Consider the following 24,168-nt stretch of genomic DNA (forward strand, 5'->3'; position numbering starts at 1 on the left):
ACCCACGCATAACACCAGAATTAAGCCGACCCGCGAAGCGGGTTCGGCTTGAATGAATTGTTATGCGCGCCAAGGTAAACCCGAAGCCCGCGACTCGCAACGGGTCCGGAAAGCCAGGGAGCACGGACAAAGCATCCGCCAGCACGTAGCGGGTCGAGGCCAGCAAAGACCGAAGCCGACAGTGCCGCAAGTCCGAAGGTCATGAAGCCATCCTTTGCCGAGCGGCACGAACGCGATGCGCCCGAAGCTGAGTGAAGCGAAGTGCGGAACTGCCAGTGGTCCGGATGAGTCAGCGAGCGACCAGCGCCGAAGCCGGTGACGCAGCCGAGGTCAGTGCAACACCGAGGCCGACAACATCAATACGCCAACCCACGCATAACACCAGAATTAAGCCGACCCGCGAAGCGGGTTCGGCTTGAATGAATTGTTAGGCCTTGAGTGCACCATAAGTCAGCCCGGAAAGCACGAAGACCAAGAAGATTGTGGCCGCAACGTAGAGTAGCCGAAAGCAGCTATCTCCTAGCGCATTGAGTTGAGCGTCGTCGATCTCTCGATAGGCACGCTGTGTGACGAATCTGGTCGCCGGAGCGGAAAGGGAGGGCTCGGAGAGTGAGTCTGGCGCGATCTCGGCCCAGGTGCTCGGGTGCCTTTGCCGCAGGTAGCTGTTTAAGCGGCTAGAGCAATGGATGGATGCCGCGAATGCAGGCAGCACCGCGAGCGCGGAAAGCAGGAATACGATGCCCACGAACGTTTCCATCAAGGCCTAACACCTAGTAGACCCCAAGCATGGGGTGATAACACCGAGTATTGAACCTTGGCGGAGGGGCGTCAATCAGGGATTTCCTATGTGACGTCAATGCCTTGCCTGATGGCGTGGCGCAGTGCGTGGCGCGAGGGTGGACGCGTTATTCGCAGGGATGTGTGTTCATGGATTATCAGCCGTGGGTTGGGGTGATATCGGGGGATGAGGGCGGCGACCGGGTGGAGGCGCTGCTGGAGGCGTCGATGCGTCGGATGCGGGTGGCGCACTACAGCCTGCGTACGGAACGCGCGTACCTGGGGTGGATCAGGCGATTCCTGTTGGCGCATCCGGGGCGGGATCCGCGCGAGCTGGGCGCCGTACACGTGGAGGCGTTCCTGACCGGGCTGGCGGTCGAGGGCCGGGTGGCGGCCAGCACGCAGAACCAGGCGCTCGCGGCGATCCTGTTCCTCTATCGCGATGTGCTGGGCGTCAAGCTGGCGTGGATGGACGATGTCGTCAGGGCGAAGCGCCCCCTGCGGCTGCCCACCGTGCTGTCGCAGTCGGAGGTGCGGGCGCTGCTGGTCCACATGGAGGGGCGCATGGCGGTGCTGGCGCAACTGCTTTACGGAACCGGCATGCGCTTGATGGAAGGCGTGCGCCTGCGCGTGAAGGACGTGGACTTCGAGCGACGCGAACTGACCGTGCGCGAAGGCAAGGGCGGAAAGGACAGGCGGACGGTGTTGCCGGGATCGTTGGTGCCGGTGCTGAAAGCGGAGATCGAGCGGGTGCGGGTGCTGCACGCGCAGGATCTGCAGCGCGGCGTCGGCGAGGTCTGGCTGCCGCATGCGCTCTCGCGCAAGTATCCTTCGGCGGCGCGCGAATTCGGATGGCAGTACGTGTTCCCTGCGCGCAACATCAGTCTGGATCCCCGCGACGGACGCTGGCGGCGTCACCACGTGGACGAGGCGATGCTGTCTCGCGCCCTGAAGCGCGCCCGGATCGCGGCTGGCCTTGCCAAGCCGGTGACCGCGCATACGCTGCGGCATTCGTTCGCCACCCATCTGATCGAAAGCGGTTACGACATCCGCACGGTGCAGGAACTGCTCGGGCACAAGGATGTCGCCACGACGCAGATCTATACACATGTCCTGAACCGCGGCGCGGGCGCCGTGCTCAGTCCGCTGGATCGCTGACGTGGAGCCGCGTCGGAGGGACGGGCCGGCTCCATTGGGGCTGGCCTGCGTGGCCGCGCTGTTGTCCGGCATGGTGGCGATGCTGTGGCAACCGGCGTTGCCGGCGGCGCTCGTGCTGTGGCTGTTGCTGGCCGCCGGGCTGGCACTGTGGTGGACCGCGTGCCGCTGGCGCTGGATAGGTGCGGTGCTTGCGGGGGCGGCGTGGGCGGGACTGCATGCCACCTGGAGCATGGGCGTGCAGTTGCCGGTGTCGTGGGAAGGTCGCGAGGTGGTGGTCAGGGGGCAGGTGGTGGGCTTGCCCGAGCCGCAGGCGCGTCGGACGCGGTTCCTGTTCCGTGTCGACGATGCGACGGAACAGCCGGCGCCGCTGCGGGGACGCGTGCTGCGGCTGGCGTGGTACGACGAGTTCGGTGCCACCGAGCCCGGGCCGCGCGTGCAGGTGGGCGCGGGCGAGCGGTGGCAGTTCCGGATCCGCGTGCGTGCGCCGCGTGGTCTGGCCAATCCCGGCGGCGTGCCCACCGAGCGTTACGCGGCGGCGCAGCGGATCAGCGCGACCGGTTATGTGCGCGACGCGACGCGCGCGCGCCGGCTGTCGTCGGGGCGGGGCATCGATGCGTGGCGAAGCCGCATGGCGGCGCGGATCGCCCAGGGAGTGCCCGATCGGCATGCGCGCTTCGTGCAGGCGCTGGCCCTGGGCGACACGCGCGGCCTCGACGACGCGGACTGGCAGGTGCTGCGGGCCACCGGCCTGACGCATCTGATCGCGATTTCCGGGTTCCACGTCGGCATGGTGGCCGGTGCGTGCGCACTGCTGGTCGGGGCGGTGTGGTGGCTGTGCCCGACAATCGCGCGCCGCGTGCCGCGTCCGCAGGCGGCGGGCGCGGCGGCCTTGCTGGGCGCGGTGGCGTATGCGGCGGTGGCCGGATTCGCCCTGCCGACGGTGCGCACCGTACTGATGATCGCGGTGGTCGTGGTGGCGCGGGTGTCGAGACGCCATGTCAGGGTGGTGGACACGCTGGCGCTGGCCATGCTGGCCGTGCTGGTGGTCGATCCGCTGTCGCTGCTGGCCGCCGGCTTCTGGCTGAGCTTCGGCGGCGTGGCCTGGCTGGCTTGGTGCCTGCCGGCATCGATGCACTGGGCGAAGGCGTTCCTGCCGGCGCAGGCCGTCGCGACCGTCGGGCTGTTGCCGTTCACGGCGGTGCTGTTCGGGCAGGCATCGCTGGCCGGTCCGGTGGCGAATCTGCTGGCGATCCCGTGGTGGAGTCTGGTCATCGTGCCACTGTCGCTGCTGGGCACGGGACTCGAGGCGGTCCATTCGGGCGCCGGCGCGTGGGCCTGGCGGGCGGCGTCGGCCTACTTCGCGCCGAGCTGGCAGGTGTTCGAGCGCGTCGCGGCGCATCCGTATTCGCTGTGGTGGTTGCCCGAGAGTCCGGCGTGGGCGTTGTGGCTGGCGCTGGCGGGTGGCTTCTGGCTGCTGCTGCCGCGCGGTGTTCCGGGGAAACCGTTGGCGTTGCTGCTGTGGCTGCCGCTGCTGTGGCCAGACCGCGAACGGCCCCGCGCCGGCGAAGTGGAACTGGTGGTGATCGACGTGGGGCAGGGGCTGTCCACGCTGGTGCGCACGGCGAACCACGCGTTGCTGTTCGATGCGGGGCCGGCGGTGGAGGAGGGCTTCGATGCCGGCGAGCGTGCCGTGGTGCCGGCGCTGCGCGCACTCGGCGTGCCCCGCCTCGACGCGCTGGTGGTCAGCCATGGCGACAACGACCACGCCGGCGGCGTCGATGCGGTGCGCGACAGCCTGCCGGTACGCACCGTGCTGGCACCACCCGGCAGTCCGGTGGACGCCCGCGCGGCCTGCATCGCGGGTGCGTCATGGACCTGGGATGGCGTGCGTTTCCGTTTCCTGCACCCCGGCCTGTACTTCCCCTACCTGGGCAACGAGGCCAGCTGCGTGTTGAAGGTGGACAGTCCCCATGGCGACCTGCTGCTGCCGGGAGACATCGGCGCCATCGTCGAGCGGGGACTGGTCCACCGCGATGCGGCGGCCCTGCGCTCGGAGGTGGTCGTGCTGCCGCACCACGGCAGTGCCGGGTCTTCCGATCCCGCCTTCGTGGCCGCGACCTCGCCGCGCCTGGTGCTGAACGCCAGCGGCGCGGGCAATCGCTTCGGCCATCCGCGCGCCGAGGTGGTGGCGCGCTGGCGTCGGCAGGGTGCGGAGGTGCTGGATACCCAGAGCGGCGGTGCCCTGCACGCGTGGCTGGGCGCCGAGGGCCTGCAGGTGCGTGAGCGGCGTCACGACCGTGCGCACTGGTGGGACGCCGTACGGCGCCAGCGGGCCGGTGGGCTATCCTATCGGCTGGAAGACGAACGGCCCGATGCGCCGGAGGACTGAACGTGCTGGAACTGGTGAAGGCCGGCGGTTGGCCGATGATCCCGCTGCTGCTGCTCGGCGTGCTGGCCCTGGCCATCGTGGTGGAACGGTTCTGGTCCCTGCGGCGCAAGGAGATCCTGCCGCCCGGCCTGGGCGAGGAAGTCCGCGCCTGGGCCGGACGTGGCCAGCTGGAACCGGCCCACATCGAGTCCCTGCGGCGCAACTCGCCGCTGGGTGAAGTGCTGGCGGCGGCGCTGGACGTCCGCAACAAGCCGCGCGACCAGATCCGCGAGCGCATCGAGGACACCGGGCGCCACGTGGTGCACCGCATGGAGAAGTTCCTCAATGCGCTGGGCAGCATCGCCTCGGCCGGTCCGCTGCTGGGCCTGCTGGGCACCGTGGTCGGCATGATCCAGATGTTCCTGGGCATCCAGGACAGCGGCCTCGGCGATGTCAATGCGCTGGCCGGCGGCATCGGCAAGGCGCTGGTGTGCGCGGCGGCCGGCATGATCGTGGCCATCCCGGCGTTGCTGTTCCACCGCTACTTCCGCGGCAAGGTCACCGGTTACGTGATGGAGATGGAGAAGGAGGCCACGGCGCTGGTCGATGCGCTGGAAGCCCGTCATCCGCGTCCCGCCGCACGCCCGGCCGGCACGGTCGCGCCGGTCGCGGCGCCGACCAGCGCCTGAGGCCGGCGCATGCGTATCCGCGACGACCGCTCGCAGGAAGAACCCGAGATCAACCTGGTGCCGTTGATCGACGTGATCCTGGTGCTGATCATCTTCTTCGTCATCACCACCACCTTCGACACCCGCTCGATGCTGCAACTGCAGCTGCCCAGCGCCACCGGCGAACCGGTGGCCGCGCAGGTCAAGGCGCTCAGCGTGCTGGTCAATGCCGACGGGCGCTACTTCGTCGACGAACAGGAAGTGCTGCGCCCGGATATCGATGCGCTCAAGCAGACCCTGCAGCAGGTGGCCGGCACGGACCGCACCCGCCCGGTCCTGCTGCGCGCCGACGCCCGCACCCCGCACCAGTCGGTGGTGACCGCGCTGGATGCGCTGGGCCAGCTCGGCTTCCGCAGGATCAACATCGCCACCGCGCCGGAGGCGCCGCGGTGAGCGGAACGGAATCGCCGTGGCAGGTCTACAGGCGGCTGATGGGGTTCGCGCGTCCGTATCGCATGCTGCTGGTGCTGGCCGGCCTGGGCATGCTGATCGAAGCAGCGGCGGGCGGCGCCTTCAGCAAGCTGATGGAGCCGGTGGTCAACGAGACCTTCATCGACCGCGACAGGGCCAAGAGCCTGCTGTTGCCGCTGGCGATCGTCGGGCTGTTCGTGATCCGCGGCATCGCCGGCTACGTGACCGACATGGGCATGGGCAAGGCGGCACGCAGCATCGCGCGCGATGTCCGGGTCAACGTGCTGGGCAAGTACCTGCGGCTGCCCGGGCTGCGCTTCGACACCGAGCCGGTGCCGGCGATGCTGGTGCGGCTGGGCTCCGACGCCGACCAGATGGCGCAGGCCGCCGTCGATGCGATGAAGGTGATGCTGCAGCAGGTGCTGCAGATCATCGCCGCACTGGTGGTGATGTTCTGGACCAGCTGGCAGGTCACGCTGGCGATCCTGATCATGGCGCCGCCGCTGGCGTGGATCATGGACAAGGTGGCCAAGCGCTACCGGCGCATCAGCCACCGCATCCAGGAAAGCGGCGCCGAGATGATGCAGGCCGCCGACCAGACCCTGTCCAACCAGCAGGAAGTGAAGGTCTACGGCGCGCAGGGCAGCGAACTGGCACGCTATGAAAGCCTGGCCAACGCCAACCTCAGGCTGGCGATGAAAGTGGAAGCCACGCGTAGCATCTCCTCGGCGATGGTGCAGCTGATGGGCTCCATCGGCCTGGCGCTGCTGCTGTTCTTCGCCGGCCGCGAGGCGATGGCGGGGCGGCTGACGGCGGGCGGTTTCGTCACGCTGATGATCTCGATGATGGCGATCATCCCGGCGCTCAAGCAGCTGACCAACGTGCAGAACATGCTGCAGCGGGGCGTCGCGTCGGCGCAGCGCCTGTTCTCCGTGCTGGATGCCGACGACGAGAAGGACACGGGCACGCGTCCGCTCGAACGCGCGCGGGGCCTGCTGGAGTTCCGCGACATCACCACCCGTTATCCCGGCCAGAGCCGGCCGGCGCTGGAGGGCATCAGCTTCACCGCCCGCCCGGGGACCGTCACCGCGATCGTCGGCCGTTCCGGCAGCGGCAAGTCGACCCTGATCAAGCTGATCCCGCGCTTCTACGAATACGAGTCGGGCCAGATCCTGCTGGACGGGCATCCGTTGCAGGACTACCGGCTGGCCGACCTACGCCGGCAGGTCGCCCTGGTGGGGCAGCAGGTAATGCTGTTCGACGGCACGGTGGCCGCCAACGTCGCCTACGGCGAACTGCAGGGCGCGGAAGCGGTGGCGATGGAAGAGGCCGTACGCGGCGCCAATGCCATGGAGTTCGTCAGCGAGATGCCGGAAGGGCTGCAGGCGCCGATCGGCAACAAGGGCGGCCGCCTGTCCGGCGGCCAGCGCCAGCGCCTGGCGATCGCGCGCGCGATGCTGAAGGACGCGCCGATCCTGATCCTCGACGAGGCGACCGCGGCGCTCGACAACGAATCCGAACGCCTGGTGCAGAACGCCCTGCAGAAGCTGATGCCCGACCGCACCACGCTGGTCATCGCGCATCGCCTGTCCACCATCGAGCATGCCGACCAGGTGCTGGTGCTGGACCAGGGGCGGCTGGTCGAGCAGGGCACGCATGCCGAACTGCTCGCACGCGGCGGACTGTACGCCCACCTGTACCAGATGCAGTTCCGCGAGGGCGAGGCCGGGTGAGCAAACGTGCGATGCCGCAGCCTCCCGGGTACTGGTTCGGCGAGGGGCCCGTGCCTTGGTGGACGCGCATGCTGGCCGGGGTGTACGGCACGCTGGTCGCGCTGCGCCGGCTCCTGTATGGCGTCGGCCTGCTGCGTGCGCATCGCCTTGGCGTGCCGGTCATCGTGGTGGGCAACATCACCGCCGGCGGCACCGGCAAGACGCCGCTGACCATCGCGCTGGTGGAGCGCCTGCGTGCGGCCGGCTTCAAGCCGGGCGTGGCCAGCCGGGGCTATGGTCGCCGCGACGGGGGGCAGGCGCGCTGGGTGGATGCGGCCACGCCGCCCGCCGACGGCGGCGACGAACCGGTGCTGATCGCGCGCCAGACCGGTACCCGCGTGCGCGTGGATCGCGACCGCGTGGCGGCGGCGAAAGCCCTGGTTGCGGCGGGTTGCGACGTGGTCATCTGCGACGACGGTCTGCAGCACTACCGCCTGCGGCGCGATGTGGAGATCGAAGTGATCGACGGTGCGCGCCGCTACGGCAACGGCCGACTGATGCCGGCCGGCCCGCTGCGCGAGCCCGCGGCGCGCGCGGCGATATGCGACTTCCGCGTGGTCAACCTGCCTGACGCCGGCGATGCCGCGCAGTTCGGCGAATGGCCGATGCACCTGCAGGCCGACGATGCGCTGCCGTTGCGCGGCGGCCGGCCGAAGCCGCTGTCGGCGTTCGCGGGCCAGCGCGTGCATGCGGTCGCCGGCATCGGCAACCCGGGCCGTTTCTTCGCCATGCTGCGCGCCAGGGGTCTCGGCGTGGTGCCGCACGCGTTCGCCGACCACCACGATTACCAGGCCGGGGATTTCGCGTTCGGCAGCGAGCTGCCCGTGTTGATGACCGAGAAGGACGCGGTGAAGTGCGTCGCCTTCGCCAATGCCTGGTTCTACAGCGTGCCGGTCGCGGCGAAGCTGCCGGAGGCGTTCTGGATCGCCTTGCTGGAGAAGCTGGGGTCGTCCACGAGTGCCGCCTCGACGTAGTGCTCCCCCGTCACTCAGGATCCGGACACCGATGACCGATTTCATCGTCGCCATTCCCGCCCGCTACGCCGCCTCCCGCCTGCCCGGCAAGCCGTTGCGGCTGCTGGGCGGCACGCCGCTGGTGGTGCACGTGGCGCGCCGGGCCCTCGCCGCCGGTGCGCGCGAGGTGTGGGTGGCCACCGACGACGCACGGATCCGCGAGGTCCTGCAGGGCACCGGCGTGCAGGTGGCGATGACCTCCGAACGGCATGCGTCCGGCAGCGACCGCCTGGCCGAGTGCGCGGACATCGCCGGCTGGCCCGACGATACGCTGGTGGTGAACCTGCAGGGCGACGAACCGTTCGCGCCCCCGGCCGGCATCCGCGCCGTCGCCGAGACGCTGGCGGCCAGTGGCGCGGCCATGGCGACGCTGGCCGTGCCCGTGGAGGACGCGGCCACGCTGTTCGATCCCAACGCCGTCAAGCTGGTGCGTGCCGCGAACGGCGACGCGCTGTACTTCAGCCGCGCGCCGATCCCGTGGCACCGCGACGCGTTCGCGCAGTCGCGCGACGTGCTGCCACCGGGACAGTGGCTGCGGCATATCGGCATCTATGCGTACCGGGCCGGGTTCCTGCGCCGGTTCTCCGCCTTGCCGCCGGGACGACTGGAGCAGGTGGAATCGCTGGAACAGTTGCGGGTGCTGGAAGCCGGCCACCGCATCGCCGTGGCGTTGACGCCGGAACCGTTCCCGCCGGGCGTCGACACGCCCGAGGACCTGGCCCGCGCCGAGGCGATCCTGCAGGCGCAGGCATGAAGCTGCTGGTGGTCTGCCTGGGCAACATCTGCCGCTCGCCGATGGCCGAAGGCGCGCTGCGGGCGCGGCTGGCGTCTTCGCCGCTGGCCGGGCGCGTGCACGTGGACTCGGCGGGCACCGGGGGCTGGCATGCCGGCGAACCGCCGGACCGGCGTGCCATCGCATGTGCGCGGGGGCAGGGCGTCGATATCGGTGGGCAGCGGGCGCGCCAGTTGACGAGGGAGGATTTCGACGCGTTCGACTGGATCCTGTGCGCCGACCGCGCCAATATCCGCGATGTCCTGCGCATCGCGCCGTCGGCGCGACGCGACCGGGTGGCGCTGCTGCTGGACTGGGCGGGCGTGCAGGCCGACGGCGAGATTCCCGACCCTTACACGGGCGGACCGGAGGACTTCGCGCGGGTCTGGCGACTGGTCGATTCGGCCGCACAGGCGGTCGTGGCGCGGCTCGTCGCCGGTTGAGATTGGGGCATAATCAGGGAGGATGACGCACATGACTCTGGCACCCGAACTGCCGCGCGGCCTGCAATGGCTCAACGCGCCCGCGACCACGCTGCACGAGCAGCGGGGACGCATCGTCGCGCTGGCCTTCGTCAACAGCGCGTCCGCGTGGTGCGCGCAGCGGCTCAACGACCTGGCGATGCTGCAGGCCCGCTACGTCGGTCGGCTGCAGGCGCTGGTCATCCACGTGCCGCGTTTCGACAGCGAACGCGATCCGCGGGCTGCGTTGAAGCGCCTGCGCCGGCACGGGCTGGCGCTGCCGCTGGCGCACGATGCCGACTGGGTGGCGTGGCAGCGCTTCGGGGTGGACTGCTGGCCGACGGTGCTGCTGATCGACGGTGAAGGCAACGTGCAGCACCGCGCGCCCGGTGCCGAGGGACTGGCGGACTTGGAGCGGCAGGTGGCGCGCCTGTGCGACGGCCTGCACGAGCCGCCGGACGACGACCTGGGCGCGTTCCGCGAGATGCATCCGGAACCCCGCATGCCGCTGTGCTTCCCGACCGGGCTGGTCGCCACACCCGACCGCCTGTTCGTCGCCGACAGCGGCCACCATCGCGTGCTGGAGTGCAATCATCATGGCCGGGTGATCCGGCAGTTCGGCATGGGCACGCCGGATTTCGCCGACGGCGAGCTGAACCATGCGGCCTTCCGCCGCCCGCAGGGCCTGGCGCTGGTGCGCGAATCCCTTTACGTGGCGGACACCGGAAACCACGCCCTGCGCCGTGTCAACCTGCCGACCAGCACGGTGGACACGCTGTGCGGCAACGGCCGTGCGGGCGAACCGACCGAGGGTGTGGTCGGCGCCCCGCGTGACGTGGCGCTCAACCAGCCGCAGGCGCTGGTGGTCAACAACAACCAGATCTTCCTGGCGATGGCCGGCGACAACCGGGTCTGGAGCTACGACCTGGGCACACGCGAGATCCGCGCACGGGCCGGCGCCGGGCATCTCGACGTCCGCGACGGTGCCGGTCCGATGGCGGCGTTCGCGCAGCCGGCCAGCCTGGCCACCACGCTGCAGACGCTCTACGTGTGCGATGCGGTCGGTTCGGCGGTGCGTTCGCTGCAACTGCGTGGCGACGTGGTGCAGACCCTGCTCGGACAGGGCGCCTGGAGTTTCGGCGATGCCGACGGTCCGCGCGACCGTGCCCGCTTGCAGCATCCGCAGGCGGTGGCGCTGAGCCCCGATTCCCCGGTCATGTGGATCGCCGACACCGGCAACGGCACGCTGCGCACGCTGCGTCTGGGTGGCGGAGAGCTGACCACCGTCGCGTTGTCGCGCACGCTGCACGGTCCGGCCGGCCTGTCGGTGGCCGCGGGTGCGGTGTGGATCGCCGAGACCGATGCCCACGCGGTGCTGCGCTACGATATCGCGACCGGCGAACTGAGCCACGTTCCGATCGACGAATGAGCGGCAGTCCCCAGGCGGCATTCGACGGCAAGGCCTTCGCGGCCGGGCTGAGCACCGCGCCAGGCGTGTACCGCATGTACGCCGCCGACGACGCGCTGCTGTACGTCGGCAAGGCTGGCGCCCTGCGCAAGCGCGTGGGAAGTTATTTCACCAGCTCGCCGAAATCGCCACGCATCCTGTCGATGCTGTCGCAGGTGGCGCGGATGGACGTGACGGTCACCCGCACCGAGGCCGAGGCGCTGCTGCTGGAGAACCAGCTGATCAAGTCGCTGACGCCGCGCTACAACGTGCTGCTGCGCGACGACAAGAGCTACCCCTACGTGCTGCTCACCCGCGAGGAATGGCCGCGGATCGCCTTCCATCGCGGTGCGCGCGCCGTGCCGGGCCGGTACTTCGGCCCGTATCCCGGGGCCGGCGCCGTGCGCGAGACGCTGAACCTGATGCAGAAGCTCTTCCGCATCCGCAACTGCGAGGACAGCGTGTTCCGCAACCGGTCGCGGCCGTGCCTGCAGTACCAGATCGGGCGCTGCAGCGCGCCGTGCGTGGGGCTGGTGTCGGAGGCGGATTACACGGAGGCGGTACGGCGTGCCTCGCTGTTCCTGGACGGGCGCAGCGACGAGCTGACGCGCGAACTCGGCAGCGCGATGGAACAGGCCGCCGCGAACCTGGAGTTTGAGCAGGCCGCGCGGCTGCGCGACCTGGTGGCGTCGATCCGCACGCTGCAGGCGCGCCAGTACGTGGACGGCCACGCCGCCGACCTCGACGTGCTGGCCTGCGCGATGCAGGGCAGCCAGGCCTGCGTGCTGCTGCTCGCGTTCCGCGACGGCCGCAACCTGGGCACGCGCACCTTCTTCCCCAAGACCAACGGCGAGGATTCGGCCGAAGAAGTCCTGGGCGCCTTCGTGTCGCAGTACTACGCCGAACAGCCGGCGCCGCAGGAAATCGTGCTGGACCGCGAGATTCCCGAAGCCGAACTGATCGAACATGCCCTGACCGCAGCCGCAGGGCGGAAGGTCCAGCTGAAGTGGAGCGTCCGCAGCGAGCGTGCCGGCTATCTTGACCTGGCGAAGCGCAACGCCGAGATCGCCCTGGTCACCGAACTGGGCAGCCGCAATGCACAGACGGCGCGCAGCCAGGCGTTGAAGGAACTGCTGGGCCTGCCCGAGGTGGCCAGGCGCATCGAGTGCTTCGACATCAGCCATACCATGGGCGAGGCGACCGTGGCATCGTGCGTGGTGTTCGACGCCAACGGTGCCGTGCGCTCGCAGTACCGCCGCTACAACATCACCGGCATCACGCCGGGCGACGACTTCGCCGCCATGCACCAGGCGATCGAACGGCGTTTCCGGCGCGCGGTGGAGGAGGGCGGCGTGTTGCCCGACGTGCTGCTGATCGACGGTGGCGCGGGGCAACTCGCGCAGGCACAGGCCGCGCTGGCGGACCTGGGCGTGGATGGCGTGACCCTGGTCGGCGTGGCCAAGGGCGTCGAGCGCCGGGCCGGCCACGAAACGCTGGTCCTGCCCGATGGCCGTGAACTGCGGCCGGGCGCGGCGTCGCCGGCGCTGCAGCTGATCCAGCAGGTGCGCGACGAAGCGCACCGGTTCGCCATCACCGGCCATCGCGGCAAGCGGCAGAAGGCACGCATGACCAGCAAGCTGGAGGACATCCCCGGCATCGGCCCGCGCCGACGCGCGAGCCTGCTCAAGCACTTCGGCGGACTGGCGGGCCTGAAGGCGGCTGGTGCCGACGAGATCGCCCGCGTCGATGGTGTGAACGCCGCACTGGCCGAGCGAATCTACGCTAACCTGCACGGGCTGCCGTCCCCCGAGGCAGGAAACGAGTAAGCCTGCGATGACGTTGACCGTTCCCACCTGGCTCACGCTGCTGCGGATCGTGCTGATCCCGGTGCTGGTGCTGGTGTTTTACCTGCCGTATTCGTGGACCAATTTCGCGGCGGCCTTCATCTTCGTGCTGGCGGCGGTCACCGACTGGCTGGACGGCTGGATCGCGCGTCGCTACCACCTGTATTCCGCGTTCGGCGCGTTCCTCGACCCGGTGGCCGACAAGCTGATGGTGGCGGTGTCGCTGTTCCTGATCGTGCAGGACAACCCCACCATGTGGATGGCGATCTGGGCCGCGGTCATCGTGGGACGCGAGATCGCGGTGTCCGCGTTGCGCGAATGGATGGCGGAACTGGGCCAGCGCGCCACGGTGAAGGTTGCCGCGCTGGGCAAGATCAAGACCATCGTGCAGATGGTGGCGCTGTCCTGCCTGCTCTACGCCTCCACGCCCGGCAAGCAGACGCTGGCCGACATCTGGATGGGGCGCTGGGTGTTCGTGCTGGGCGACTGGTTGCTCGCCATCGCGGCGTTGCTGACGCTGTGGTCCGGCATCCAGTACCTGCTCGCGGCGTGGCCGATCCTGCGCGACGGCGACAAGAAGCCTGTTGACATGCCCAAACAAGACGCTACAATTTCGTCTCTCTCGACGCGGGAATAGCTCAGTTGGTAGAGCACGACCTTGCCAAGGTCGGGGTCGAGGGTTCGAGTCCCTTTTCCCGCTCCAGTTTTTCGTCCTGAGAGGGACGGTCCACCAAACCCCGTTCGCGGGGTTTTGTGTTGTAGGGCGTCTTGAAAACGCGTCCTGATTGCGCCAGTCTGGCGCGGTGGCAGATGTCGGTACAGGTTGGGCCTCGTGGCAGAGTGGTGATGCACCGGATTGCAAATCCGTTTACAGCGGTTCGATTCCGCTCGAGGCCTCCACAGCAAGACCGGTGATGCGCGCATCGCCAATGCGGGAATAGCTCAGTTGGTAGAGCACGACCTTGCCAAGGTCGGGGTCGAGGGTTCGAGTCCCTTTTCCCGCTCCATACACGCTCCTCGCGAGCACGCACGAAGTCCCGCTCGCGGGGCTTCGCCGTTTCCGCATGGAGGACGGCGCCGCTTTCCAAGGGCGCACGACTGAGGCAGGCTATCCCCGGGCCCGGATGGCGAAACTGGTAGACGCATCGGACTTAAAATCCGCCGGCCGCAAGGCCATGCCGGTTCGATTCCGGCTCCGGGCACCACCCCCGCGTTGCCGCTTCAGCGCTTCGGCTTTCCCTCTTCCTCGCGCACCTTGCGGCGCACGAACAGCGCCACGAAGACGCCGACCCCCACCATGACGATGCTGCCGCCGATGGCCAGCCAGCCGACGGGTTCCATGAGGATCTCGCGCAGGATCGGATGCATGTGGTGTTCTCTCCGGTGGTGGTGGCGCCACCGTCGCACCGTGCCGCATCGCGGGCATTGATCCGGATCAACCCTGCCGTCGCGCGCCTTGGCGCCTGCGGCATGCCGCCGCAGCGCATCGCTTAGAATCGACGCTGGCCCACGGGAGACTGCCGCCGATGCAGCGTTACCTTGCCTATGCCAGCAGCATCGCGCTGGCCCTTGCCTCGATGTGGTTGGCGCTGGCGTGGCCGGCGGCGTGGTGGGGTGTCGCGGTGTTCGGCGCGCTGGCATTGCTCGGAACGTGGGACATGCTCCAGACCCGCAGCACGCTGCGCCGCAACTATCCGGTGCTGGCGCACTTCCGCTACGGGCTGGAATCGGTCGGGCCGGAGATCCGCCAGTACTTCATCGAAGGCGATACGGCGGAGGTGCCGTTCTCGCGGCAGCAGCGTGCGCTGGTGTACCAGCGCGCGAAGGGCGTCAGCGACGTGGTGCCGTTCGGCAGCCAGCAGAATGTGTATGGCGTGGACTACGAGTGGATCAACCACTCGATGGCGCCGACGCACGTGGATTCGCACGACTTTCGCGTGGTGATCGGTGCGAACACCGCACAGCCGTACTCGGCCAGCGTGTTCAACATCTCGGCGATGAGCTTCGGCTCGCTTTCGGCCAACGCGGTGCGCGCACTCAACGAAGGTGCGCGGCGCGGCAACTTCTACCACGACACCGGCGAGGGCTCGATCTCGGCCTACCACCGCGAGAAGGGCGGCGACCTGGTCTGGGAAATCGGCTCCGGCTACTTCGGTTGCCGCGACGAGCAGGGTCGCTTCAGCGAAGCGCGCTTCGTCGAGAACGCGCAGTCGCCGCAGGTGAAGATGATCGAACTGAAGCTGTCCCAGGGCGCCAAGCCGGGGCACGGCGGTGTACTGCCGGCGGCGAAGGTCAGCGCCGAGATCGCCGCCACCCGTGGCGTGCCGATGGGGCACGACTGCGTGTCGCCGGCGAAGCACTCCGCATTTTCCACGCCAGTGGAACTGCTGCAGTTCATCGCACGGCTGCGGGAACTGTCGGGCGGCAAGCCGACCGGCTTCAAGCTGGCGATCGGGCACCCGTGGGAATGGTTCGGCATCGCCAAGGCCATGCACGAGACCGGGCTGCTGCCGGATTTCATCGTGGTGGACGGTGCGGAGGGCGGCACGGGTGCCGCGCCGGCCGAGTTCATCGACCACGTGGGCGTGCCGATGCACGAAGCGCTGCTGCTGGTCCACAACACGCTGGTCGGGCTGAACCTGCGCATCCGCATCCGCATCGGCGCGGCCGGCCGGATCATCAGCGGCTTCGACATCGCCCGCACCATGGCGATGGGTGCCGACTGGTGCAATGCGGGCCGCGGTTTCATGTTCGCCCTGGGCTGCATCCAGGCGCAGAGCTGCCACAACGACCGCTGCCCGACCGGCGTCGCCACGCAGGATCCCAGGCGCTGGAAACACCTGGACGTGGCCGACAAGTCGGTGCGCGTGCAGCAGTTCCACGACAACACGCTCAAGGCGCTGCGCGACATGCTGTGCGCGGCGGGGCTGGAGCATCCGCAGCAGTTGGGGCCGGAGCACATCCTGCGGCGGGTGTCGCCGATCGAGGTGCGTTCGCTGGCGGCGCTGTACAAGTTCCTGGCACCGGGCGAGCTGCTGCACGGCACGCCGACGCATGCGGTGTTCCGCGACTTCTGGCCGGATGCGCGCAGCGACTGCTTCGCGCCGCCGCGCCGGGTCAGTTCGCTGTGCGATACCAAGGACCGGTGACCGGGCGGTGCGTTGACCGCTGCCCCGGTCCGCGGCTATGATTCGCGCCCCGACGATTTCGGGCGGTTAGCTCAGCGGTAGAGCACTGCTTTCACACGGCAGGGGTCACAAGTTCGAACCTTGTACCGCCCACCAGTTCCAGCGAAAAGCCCGGCCTTGGCCGGGCTTTTTCGCGTCCGGAGGCCGGGGGCCCGTAGAGCGGCCGGCGGTGATGCGCACCGTCATCGGTCGCGGGTTCCGATCGATGGCATAAGTGCTTGTTTCTCGGGCCGAAACGGCCCGGTCACCGGGTCCGCTGTGGTACACTCGGCGCGCTGCAGAACCCGCCGGAATCCCCGCCTGTCGCTGCCTCGCCGGCCCACGCCGGCTAGGTCCGTTTTGGCCGCGATTCCGGCCCGAGACAACCTGAGAAACACGGAACCCGAATGGCCGATACCGCCAAGGAAATCATCCCCGTCAACCTCGAAGACGAGATGCGCCGCAGCTATCTCGATTACGCGATGAGCGTGATCGTGGGGCGCGCGCTTCCGGATGTCCGCGACGGCCTGAAGCCTGTCCACCGGCGCGTCCTGTTCGCGATGAACGAACTGGGCAACCACGCCAACAAGCCGCACGTGAAGTCCGCCCGCATCGTCGGTGACGTGATCGGTAAGTACCACCCGCACGGCGACCAGTCGGTCTACGACACGCTGGTGCGCATGGCGCAGCCGTTCTCGCTGCGCTACATGCTGGTCGACGGCCAGGGCAACTTCGGTTCGGTCGATGGCGACTCCGCCGCCGCCATGCGTTACACCGAAGCGCGCATGGCCCGGCTCACCCACGAGCTGCTGGCCGACATCGACAAGGAAACCGTCGATTTCCAGCCCAACTACGACGAGAAGGAACAGGAGCCGACGGTCCTGCCGACGCGCTTTCCGAACCTGCTGGTCAACGGGTCGGCCGGCATCGCGGTGGGCATGGCCACCAACATCCCGCCGCACAACCTGTCGGAGGTGGTCAACGGCCTGATCGCGCTGATCGACAATCCGGAACTGGATGTCGATGGCCTGATGCAGTACATCCCCGGCCCGGATTTCCCCACCGGCGGCATCATCAACGGTACTGCCGGCATCATCGCCGGCTACCGCACGGGCCGCGGCCGCGTGCGCATGCGCGCCAAGGCCGACATCGAGGTCAACGACGACAACGGCCGCGAATCGATCATCGTCACCGAGATCCCGTACCAGGTGAACAAGGCGCGGCTGATCGAGAAGATCGCCGAGCTGGTGAAGGAGAAGAAGCTCGAGGGAATCAGCGAGCTGCGCGACGAGTCCGACAAGGACGGCATGCGCATCTACATCGAGGTCAAGCGCGGCGAATCGGCCGAGGTCGTCCTCAACAACCTGTACCTGCAGACGCCGATGGAATCGGTATTCGGCATCAACATGGTGGCGCTGGTCGACGGCCGTCCGCAGCTGCTCAACCTGAAGCAGATGCTGGAAGCGTTCGTGCGCCACCGCCGCGAAGTGGTGACCCGCCGGACCATCTTCGAACTGCGCAAGGCGCGCAACCGCGCCCACATCCTGGAAGGCCTGACGGTCGCGCTCGCCAACATCGACGAGATGATCGAGCTGATCAAGACCTCGGCCAACCCGCAGGAAGCGCGCGAGCGCATGCTGGCCAAGACCTGGGAGCCGGGCCTGGTCGGCTCGCTGCTCGCCGCTGCCGGCGCCGAAGCGTCGCGCCCGGAAGACCTGCCGGCCGCGATCGGTTTCGTCGACGGCCGCTACCAGCTCAGCGAGGCGCAGGCCACGCAGATCCTGGAAATGCGCCTGCACCGCCTGACCGGCCTGGAGCAGGAAAAGCTGACCGAGGAATACCGCCAGCTGCTGGAGACCATCGCCGGCCTGATCCGCATCCTCGAGAACCCGGACGTGCTGCTGCAGGTGATCCGCGACGAACTGCTGAACGTCAAGGCCGAGTTCGGCGACGAGCGTCGCAGCGAGATCCGCCACAGCGAAGAAGACCTGGACATCCTGGACCTGATCGCGCCGGAAGACATGGTGGTCACGCTGTCGCACGCCGGTTACGCCAAGCGCCAGCCGGCCAGCGCCTACCGCGCGCAGAAGCGCGGCGGCCGCGGCCGCAGCGCGGCGGCGACCAAGGAAGAGGATTTCATCGACCAGCTGTGGCTGGTCAACACGCACGACACGCTGCTCACCTTCACCAGCAGCGGCAAAGTGTTCTGGCTGCCGGTGTACCAGCTGCCCGAGGCCGGCTCCAATGCGCGCGGCCGTCCGATCATCAACTGGATCCCGCTGGAACCGGGCGAGAAGGTCCAGGCCGTGGTGCCCGTGCGCGATTACGAGGAGGGCAAGTTCGTCTTCTTCGCCACGAAGAACGGCACCGTCAAGAAGACGCCGCTCACCGAATTCGCGTTCAAGCTGGCGCGCGGCAAGATCGCGATCAACCTGGACGAAGGCGACGCGCTGGTCGGCGTGGCCCTGACCGACGGCGAGCGCGACATCATGCTGTTCGCGTCCAACGGCCGCGCCGTGCGCTTCTCCGAGTCGCTGGTGCGCGCGATGGGCCGTACCGCCACCGGCGTGCGCGGCATGCGCCTGGCCGAAGGCGCGGACGCGGACGTCGAGGGCGAGCAGGACGAGGGCGAGGCGGGCGACGGCGAGGGCGCGGCGGTCATCGCCGACACCGGCTCCGAAGTGGTCAGCCTGGTGGTGGTCGATGGCGAAGGCGACATCCTGACCGCGAGCGAGCGCGGCTACGGCAAGCGCACGCCGGTGGCCGACTATCCGCGCAAGGGCCGCGGCACCCGCGGCGTCATCGCGTTGAAGACCACCGAACGTAACGGCCGCCTGGTCGGTGCCATCCAGCTCTCCGACCACCACGAGGTGCTGCTGATCTCCGACGGCGGCACGCTGGTGCGCACGCGCGCGGCGGAAATCTCGCAGGTGGGCCGCAACACCCAGGGCGTCACCCTGATCCGCCTGGCCGATGGCGAGACCCTGCAGGCGGTGGAGCGTCTGGACGCGTCGCTGGACGACGACGAAGGCGCGGAGGGCGTACCCGGCGTGGTCGCCACGACACCCGAGGCGACGGACTCGCCGCCCGAGGCCTGATGCCCAATCATCGAAGGCGTGCGGGAATGACCCCGCCGCTTTCGTTGTCGCGTTCTATACTGCCGGTACGACCACGGCAGGGAATGGCAGATGGGATCGGTAGACGGGAACGGCAACAACGCGCGCAGCCGCTGGATGCGCGCGTTTTTTATTGGCCTGCTGGCAGCGACGGCCCTGGCCGGCTGCAAGCGCAACGAGTCCGGGCAATTGCCCGAAGCGAGCGGCGAGCCCATCAAGGCACAGGCCGCCAAGGTGGAAGGCTTCGCCCTGGTCGGCGCCTATCCCGACCAGCATGACGGCGATCTCGCCATCGCGCTGGAGTTCAGCCGTCCGCTGGTGAGTTCGCAGGATTTCGACACGCTGCTGGTGGTGAAGGACGCCAACGGCGCGGCGGTGAAAGGCAGCTGGGTGCTGGACGACAAGGGTCTGGTGCTGCGCTTCCCGTCGGTTGAAGCGGCCAAGGATTACGAGGTCACCCTGAAGGCCGGCCTGTCCGCCGCCGATGGCACGCGCCTGGGCAAGGACGACACGCGCAAGGTCCACACCGGCGAGCTGGAACCCGCGGTCGGCTTCGCCTCGCAGGGCAGCGTGCTGCCGGCGCGCGAGAGCCGGGGCCTGCCGGTGGTGTCGATCAACGTGCCGGAAGTGGACGTGGAGTTCCTGCGCGTCACCGAGAAGCAGCTGCCCAAGTTCTTCGCCGAGTACCAGCGCGGCGGTCGTCGCGGCAGCTGGGACCTGGACAGCGACTACGGCGACAGCACGCCGCTGGGCAAGCTGGCCGAGCCGGTCTACCTCAACCGCTTCGTGCTGGGCGGCAAGCCCAACGAACGCGTGCTGACCTACCTGCCCATCCAGGACATCCGCGAGCTGCAGGACCCCGGTTTGTACTTCGCCGTGATGAAGCGAACGGGCAAGTTCGCCGGCGAGTTCGAGACCGCCTTCTTCACCGTCAGCGACATCGGTCTGCACACGCGCGCGTACAAGGACACGCTGTTCGTCCACACCGCCTCGCTGCAGGACGGCTCGGCCACCGGCGGCGTCGAACTGAAGGTGCTCGATGCCCGTGGCGAAGCCATCCTGGCCGGCAAGACCGACGGCAACGGCAATGCGCTGCTGAACTACACGCTGGACGCCGGTCACGTGCTGGTGGCCACGCGCGGCAAGGACGTGTCGATGCTGCCGTTCAACCAGCCGGCGCTGGATCTGTCGGAGTTCGCTGTCGCCGGCCGCGAGCAGGCGTGGTTCGACGTCTTCGCCTGGTCGGGACGCGACCTGTACCGGCCTGGCGAGACCGTCCGCATCTCCGCCCTGCTGCGCGACAACGACGGCAAGCCGGTGCCGGCGCCCAAGCAGGGCGGCGGCCAGCCCGTGTTCCTGCGCCTGAAGCAGCCCGACGGCAAGGTGTTCCGCGAGACGCGCCTGCAGCCGGGCGCGCAGGGCTATTTCAGCTTCGAGCAGGCGATCCCGGCGGAAGCGCCGACGGGTCGCTGGCAGGTGGAGTTCCGCACCGACCCGGCCAGCAAGGAGGCGGTGCAGGGCATGACGCTGCGCATCGAGGAATTCCTGCCCGAGCGCATGAAGCTGGACCTGGACGCCGCGCCGGTGCTCAAGCCGGGCCAGCCGCTCAAGCTCAAGGCGACGGCCGCCTACCTGTACGGCGCGCCGGCCAGCGGCAACCGCTTCACCGCCAAGCTGGCGGTGGCGGTGGAACAGCATCCGCTGGAGCAGTTGCCCGGTTACTTCTTCGGCGACCCGACGATGGAACTGCCGAAGGAGGCCAAGGATGTCATCGACACCACGCTCGGCGAGACCGGGGTGCTGGAAGAGGACATCGCGCTGCCGGCGGAAGCCAAGCCGCGCAGTCCCATCGCCGCCATCGTCTCCGGCAGCGTCTACGAGACCGGCGGACGCACGGTCAACCGCACGCTCAAGCGCGTGCTGTGGCCGGCCGACGCGCTGGTCGGCGTCCGTCCGCTCTTCGACGACAAGGACGGCGCGGATGCCAACGCGAATGCCGGCTTCGAGGTCGTGCGCATGGACGCCGCCGGCAAGCCGAAGCCCGGCAAGGGACTGAAGGCGACGCTGGTGCGTGAACTGCGCGACTACCACTGGAACCATTCCGACGACGGCGGCTGGGACTACGACTTCACCCGCCGCTTCGAGAACAAGGAGACGCGCACGCTGGATGTCGGTACGGGCGCGTCGAAGATCGACTTCCCGGTGGAGTGGGGCGAGTACCGGTTGGACGTGTTCGATCCCGCGACCGGCCTGACCACGCGCTATCCGTTCCGCGCCGGCTGGAGCTGGGACGACCAGAACCGCGGGCTGGATGCGCGCCCCGACAAGGTCAAGCTGGCGCTGGACAGGACCGGCTACAAGGCCGGCGACACGCTGAACGTCACGGTCACCCCGCCGCATGCCGGCAAGGGCCTGCTGATGGTCGAGAGCGACCGCATGCTGTACGTGCAGGCGATCGACGCCAAGCCCGGCAGCACGTTCTCCATTCCGGTGACCAAGGACTGGGAGCGCCACGACGTCTACGTCACCGCACTGGTGTTCCGTGGCGGCTCGGCGCCCAGCAAGATCACGCCGGCACGCGCCGTGGGCGTGGCGCACGTGCCGATGGACCGTCGCGACCGCCGCGTTGCCGTCGGTCTGTCCGTGCCGAAGCAGATGCGGCCGGAGCAGAACCTGCCGGTCACCGTCAGCGTTCCCGAACTCGCCGGCAAGATGGCGCACGTCACCGTGTCCGCCGTGGACGTGGGCATCCTCAACATCACCCGCTTCCCGGTGCCGGATGCCAACGCGCAGTTCTTCGCGCAGCGCAGGCTGGGCGTGGACGCGTACGACATCTATGGACGCGTGATCGAGAGCTTCGAGGGCGGCAGCGCGAAGATGCGCTTCGGCGGCGACATGGCGCTGTCGGCCCTGCCGCAGGCGAAGCGGCCGACCTCGCGCGTGCAGACGGTCGACCTGTTCTCCGGTCCGGTAAGACTGGACGGCAAGGGCAATGCACGCGTCGCGCTCAAGGTGCCGGACTTCAACGGCACGCTGCGCGTGTCGGCGCTGGTCTATTCCGACACGCGCTACGGCAACCGTGATCGCGAGACCGTCGTGCGCGCGCCCATCGTGGCCGAAGCCAGCCTGCCGCGCGTGCTGGCGCCGGGCGACAGGAGCACGGTGACGCTGGACGTGCAGAACTTCACCGGCAAGGCGGGCGCCTTCAAGGTACTGGTGAACGGCGAAGGCCCGCTCAGTATCGGCGAAGGCAGCAGGACCGCCGACCTGTCGGTGGACGCCAAGCGCACGCTGACGTTCCCGATCACCGCGGGCGAGGGCTACACCACCGCGCAGGTGCGCGTGCGCGTGGAGGGCAACGGCTTCAGGGTCGACCGTCGCTACGACGTGCCGGTGCGCGCGGGCTGGCCGGCGGTGCTGCGCTCGCGCACGCAGGTGCTGGACAGCCTGGTGCCCGTGGAGATGGGGGCGGGCTTCGCCGACGGACTGATGCCGGGTTCGGTGACCGCGCGCATGACCGTCAGTGCGTTGCCGCCGATTCCGTTCGCCAGTGCGCTGAAGGGCGCGCTGGAGTATCCGTACGGGTGCGCCGAGCAGACCACCAGCAAGGGTTACGCGGCGCTGGAACTCGACGACGCCACCGCCAAGCTGCTGGGCATCGACGGACTGGAAGTGAAGAAGCGTCGCGAGCGCATGGAAGGCGCGTTCGGACGGCTGGCATCGATGCAGGTGGCGAACGGCCACTTCTCGATGTGGGGCAACGACGACTACATCAACCCGGGCCTGACGCCGTACATCGCCGAGTTCCTGCTGGACGCGCGCGAAGGCGGCTTCGCCGTGCCGGACGCGGTGCTGCAGAAGGCACTGACCCGCCTGAGCGAGGACCTGCTGGCCGGCGGCGCGCAGTTCTACGGTTACGACCGGCGCGACCACCTCAAGTTCGCCAACCAGGCCTACGCCGGTTACGTGCTCGCGCGCGTCAACCGTGCCCCGCTGGGCACGCTGCGCGCGCTGTACGACAACGAGCGCGGCAAGACCCTCACCGGCCTGCCGCTGGTGCATCTGGGCATCGCGCTGTCGCTGCAGGGCGACAAGACGCGCGGCGCGAAGGCGATCGCCGAAGGCTTCGCCAAGACCGGCGACCGTCCGGAGTACCTGGGCGATTACGGCACCAAGCTGCGCGATGATGCGCTGATGATCGCTCTGGTGCACGAGCGCAAGCTGGCCAAGCCGGAGTACGACCGCCGTGCGATCTCGCTGGGCCGCGAGCTGGATGCCCGCCGCAACAGCGGCTGGATGTGGCTGAGTACGCAGGAGCAGGTCGCGCTGGCCCGTCTGGGCAAGGCGTTGATGGTGGACCAGAAGAAGCTGGTGTCCGGCCAGTGGAGCATCGGTGGAGACGCCGAGGCGATTGCGCCGGTCCGCCTGTTCGGCCGCAGCGTCGATCACGCAACGCTCGCACGTGGCCTGCGATTCACGCCGGAAGGTTCGCCGCCGCTGTACGCCTCGCTGGACGTGGCCGGCATTCCGCGCAGCGCACCGGCGCCGGACGACCGCCAGATCGGCATCGAGCGCCGCTACTACACGACCGATGGCCAGGAGTGGAAGGGCGGCACGCTGAAGGAGGGCGAGGCGCTGATCGTGCGGGTCGGCATCACCGCCAACGTCGCGATCCCCGATGCGCTGTTCACCGACCTGCTGCCGGCGGGCCTGGAAATCGAGAACTTCAATCTCGGCGACGCCAAGCAATGGGCCGAGGTCGTGGTCGACGGCATCGCGATCAGCGACCGCGGCAGCGCGGCGGACGTCAAGCACGAGGAGTTCCGCGACGACCGCTACGTGGCCGCGCTGAAGCTGGAGCGCCGCGGTACCGCCAAGCTGTTCTACCTGGTCCGCGCGGTGACCCCGGGCACATACACCGTGCCGCCGTCGCTGGTGGAGGACATGTACCGTCCGGACATCCGCGGTGTCGGCAGGGCGTCGCCGGCGACGATCACGGTGGTGCAGCCGTAGTCCATTCCTTCTCCCCGCGCGCGGGGAGGAGGGCAACATCCCAGGGTGCCGTGGGAGCGACATGAGTCGCGACGGATTGCCGGTAACGCCTCATCGCGACTCGCGTCGCTCCCACCGCCAC

Annotated in this window: 15 protein-coding genes, 5 tRNA genes and 1 pseudogene; 19 read left to right on the forward strand and 2 right to left on the reverse strand. The window is 68.9% G+C overall.

Going from position 1 to position 24,168, the window contains the following annotated elements; all coding sequences use genetic code 11:
* Window positions 1-427: 427 nt before the first annotated feature.
* A complete protein-coding gene (locus tag VGN58_RS00005) occupies window positions 428-757 on the reverse strand; it encodes a hypothetical protein (RefSeq protein ID WP_327480390.1) in 330 nt (109 codons plus the stop codon).
* A gap of 170 nt (window positions 758-927) precedes the next feature.
* On the opposite strand from VGN58_RS00005, the gene VGN58_RS00010 reads away from it, so the two are divergent.
* From VGN58_RS00010 to VGN58_RS00080, 15 genes and pseudogenes are all read left to right on the forward strand, one after another.
* Window positions 928-1,935 carry an integron integrase gene (locus VGN58_RS00010; protein WP_327480392.1) on the forward strand — a complete coding sequence of 336 codons (1,008 nt, stop codon included), beginning with the start codon at window positions 928-930 and terminating at the stop codon, window positions 1,933-1,935.
* 70 nt (window positions 1,936-2,005) lie between these two features.
* A pseudogene (locus VGN58_RS00015) lies at window positions 2,006-4,433 on the forward strand (DNA internalization-related competence protein ComEC/Rec2); the annotation flags it as partial.
* The gene (locus tag VGN58_RS00020; protein ID WP_327480394.1) at window positions 4,327-4,992 is read left to right on the forward strand and encodes a MotA/TolQ/ExbB proton channel family protein; all 666 of its coding nucleotides are present in this window, start codon (window positions 4,327-4,329) and stop codon (window positions 4,990-4,992) included. The pseudogene VGN58_RS00015 and the gene VGN58_RS00020, both read left to right, overlap by 107 nt.
* Before the next feature lie 9 nt (window positions 4,993-5,001).
* On the forward strand, window positions 5,002-5,424 hold the full coding sequence (locus tag VGN58_RS00025; RefSeq protein WP_327480396.1) for a biopolymer transporter ExbD: 423 nt from the start codon (window positions 5,002-5,004) through the stop codon (window positions 5,422-5,424).
* A gap of 38 nt (window positions 5,425-5,462) precedes the next feature.
* The gene (msbA, locus tag VGN58_RS00030) at window positions 5,463-7,175 is read left to right on the forward strand and encodes a lipid A export permease/ATP-binding protein MsbA (RefSeq protein ID WP_327480585.1); all 1,713 of its coding nucleotides are present in this window, start codon (window positions 5,463-5,465) and stop codon (window positions 7,173-7,175) included.
* Window positions 7,172-8,188, forward strand: coding sequence for a tetraacyldisaccharide 4'-kinase (gene lpxK, locus VGN58_RS00035; protein WP_327480398.1), 1,017 nt, complete (start codon window positions 7,172-7,174; stop codon window positions 8,186-8,188). The genes msbA and lpxK overlap by 4 nt, the downstream gene beginning before the upstream one ends.
* 31 nt (window positions 8,189-8,219) lie before the next feature.
* Window positions 8,220-8,981 carry a 3-deoxy-manno-octulosonate cytidylyltransferase gene (kdsB, locus tag VGN58_RS00040; RefSeq protein WP_327480400.1) on the forward strand — a complete coding sequence of 254 codons (762 nt, stop codon included), beginning with the start codon at window positions 8,220-8,222 and terminating at the stop codon, window positions 8,979-8,981.
* Entirely contained in the window at window positions 8,978-9,442 is a 465-nt protein-coding gene (locus VGN58_RS00045; protein WP_327480402.1) for a low molecular weight protein-tyrosine-phosphatase, read from the forward strand. The genes kdsB and VGN58_RS00045 overlap by 4 nt, the downstream gene beginning before the upstream one ends.
* Window positions 9,443-9,473: 31 nt before the next feature.
* Entirely contained in the window at window positions 9,474-10,889 is a 1,416-nt protein-coding gene (locus VGN58_RS00050; protein ID WP_327480404.1) for a hypothetical protein, read from the forward strand.
* Window positions 10,886-12,733, forward strand: a complete 1,848-nt coding sequence (uvrC, locus tag VGN58_RS00055; RefSeq protein ID WP_327480406.1) for an excinuclease ABC subunit UvrC — start codon at window positions 10,886-10,888, stop codon at window positions 12,731-12,733. The genes VGN58_RS00050 and uvrC overlap by 4 nt, the downstream gene beginning before the upstream one ends.
* A 7-nt stretch (window positions 12,734-12,740) precedes the next feature.
* Window positions 12,741-13,388 carry a CDP-diacylglycerol--glycerol-3-phosphate 3-phosphatidyltransferase gene (gene pgsA, locus VGN58_RS00060; RefSeq protein ID WP_327480408.1) on the forward strand — a complete coding sequence of 216 codons (648 nt, stop codon included), beginning with the start codon at window positions 12,741-12,743 and terminating at the stop codon, window positions 13,386-13,388.
* A tRNA-Gly gene (locus tag VGN58_RS00065) sits at window positions 13,379-13,454 on the forward strand. Before pgsA ends, VGN58_RS00065 begins: the two co-directional genes overlap by 10 nt.
* Before the next feature lie 123 nt (window positions 13,455-13,577).
* Window positions 13,578-13,651: transfer RNA gene (locus tag VGN58_RS00070), tRNA-Cys, on the forward strand.
* 31 nt (window positions 13,652-13,682) lie between these two features.
* Window positions 13,683-13,758, forward strand: a tRNA-Gly gene (locus tag VGN58_RS00075).
* A gap of 111 nt (window positions 13,759-13,869) precedes the next feature.
* A tRNA-Leu gene (locus VGN58_RS00080) sits at window positions 13,870-13,956 on the forward strand.
* 16 nt (window positions 13,957-13,972) lie between these two features.
* Here the strand turns inward: VGN58_RS00080 and VGN58_RS00085 are convergent.
* Window positions 13,973-14,119: a hypothetical protein gene (locus VGN58_RS00085; RefSeq protein WP_327480410.1), complete on the reverse strand. Its 147-nt coding sequence runs from the start codon at window positions 14,117-14,119 to the stop codon at window positions 13,973-13,975.
* 158 nt (window positions 14,120-14,277) lie between these two features.
* Between VGN58_RS00085 and VGN58_RS00090 the strand changes: the two genes are divergently transcribed.
* The 4 genes from VGN58_RS00090 to VGN58_RS00105 all read left to right on the forward strand — a co-directional run bounded on the left by VGN58_RS00090 (window position 14,278) and on the right by VGN58_RS00105 (window position 24,047).
* Entirely contained in the window at window positions 14,278-15,900 is a 1,623-nt protein-coding gene (locus VGN58_RS00090; RefSeq protein ID WP_327480412.1) for an FMN-binding glutamate synthase family protein, read from the forward strand.
* Window positions 15,901-15,960: 60 nt separating this feature from the next.
* A tRNA-Val gene (locus VGN58_RS00095) sits at window positions 15,961-16,035 on the forward strand.
* Window positions 16,036-16,325: 290 nt separating this feature from the next.
* Entirely contained in the window at window positions 16,326-19,016 is a 2,691-nt protein-coding gene (gene gyrA, locus VGN58_RS00100) for a DNA gyrase subunit A (protein ID WP_327480414.1), read from the forward strand.
* A 135-nt stretch (window positions 19,017-19,151) separates the two neighbouring features.
* Window positions 19,152-24,047, forward strand: coding sequence for an alpha-2-macroglobulin (locus VGN58_RS00105; RefSeq protein ID WP_327480587.1), 4,896 nt, complete (start codon window positions 19,152-19,154; stop codon window positions 24,045-24,047).
* The last annotated feature ends 121 nt before the right edge of the window (window positions 24,048-24,168 follow it).

The sequence above is a fragment of the Pseudoxanthomonas sp. genome (genome assembly GCF_035999195.1).
GTDB lineage: Bacteria > Pseudomonadota > Gammaproteobacteria > Xanthomonadales > Xanthomonadaceae > Pseudoxanthomonas_A.

Bases quoted from the DNA above. Each gene is read 5' to 3' on its own strand.
- VGN58_RS00005 (WP_327480390.1), bottom strand. From the start codon at position 757: ATGGAAACGTTCGTGGGCATCGTATTCCTGCTTTCCGCGCTCGCGGTG.
- VGN58_RS00010 (WP_327480392.1), top strand. From the start codon at position 928: ATGGATTATCAGCCGTGGGTTGGGGTGATATCGGGGGATGAGGGCGGC.
- VGN58_RS00025 (WP_327480396.1), top strand. From the start codon at position 5,002: ATGCGTATCCGCGACGACCGCTCGCAGGAAGAACCCGAGATCAACCTG.
- msbA (WP_327480585.1), top strand. From the start codon at position 5,463: ATGGGGTTCGCGCGTCCGTATCGCATGCTGCTGGTGCTGGCCGGCCTG.
- kdsB (WP_327480400.1), top strand. From the start codon at position 8,220: ATGACCGATTTCATCGTCGCCATTCCCGCCCGCTACGCCGCCTCCCGC.
- VGN58_RS00045 (WP_327480402.1), top strand. From the start codon at position 8,978: ATGAAGCTGCTGGTGGTCTGCCTGGGCAACATCTGCCGCTCGCCGATG.
- VGN58_RS00050 (WP_327480404.1), top strand. From the start codon at position 9,474: ATGACTCTGGCACCCGAACTGCCGCGCGGCCTGCAATGGCTCAACGCG.
- uvrC (WP_327480406.1), top strand. From the start codon at position 10,886: ATGAGCGGCAGTCCCCAGGCGGCATTCGACGGCAAGGCCTTCGCGGCC.
- pgsA (WP_327480408.1), top strand. From the start codon at position 12,741: ATGACGTTGACCGTTCCCACCTGGCTCACGCTGCTGCGGATCGTGCTG.
- VGN58_RS00085 (WP_327480410.1), bottom strand. From the start codon at position 14,119: ATGCATCCGATCCTGCGCGAGATCCTCATGGAACCCGTCGGCTGGCTG.
- VGN58_RS00090 (WP_327480412.1), top strand. From the start codon at position 14,278: ATGCAGCGTTACCTTGCCTATGCCAGCAGCATCGCGCTGGCCCTTGCC.
- gyrA (WP_327480414.1), top strand. From the start codon at position 16,326: ATGGCCGATACCGCCAAGGAAATCATCCCCGTCAACCTCGAAGACGAG.
- VGN58_RS00105 (WP_327480587.1), top strand. From the start codon at position 19,152: ATGCGCGCGTTTTTTATTGGCCTGCTGGCAGCGACGGCCCTGGCCGGC.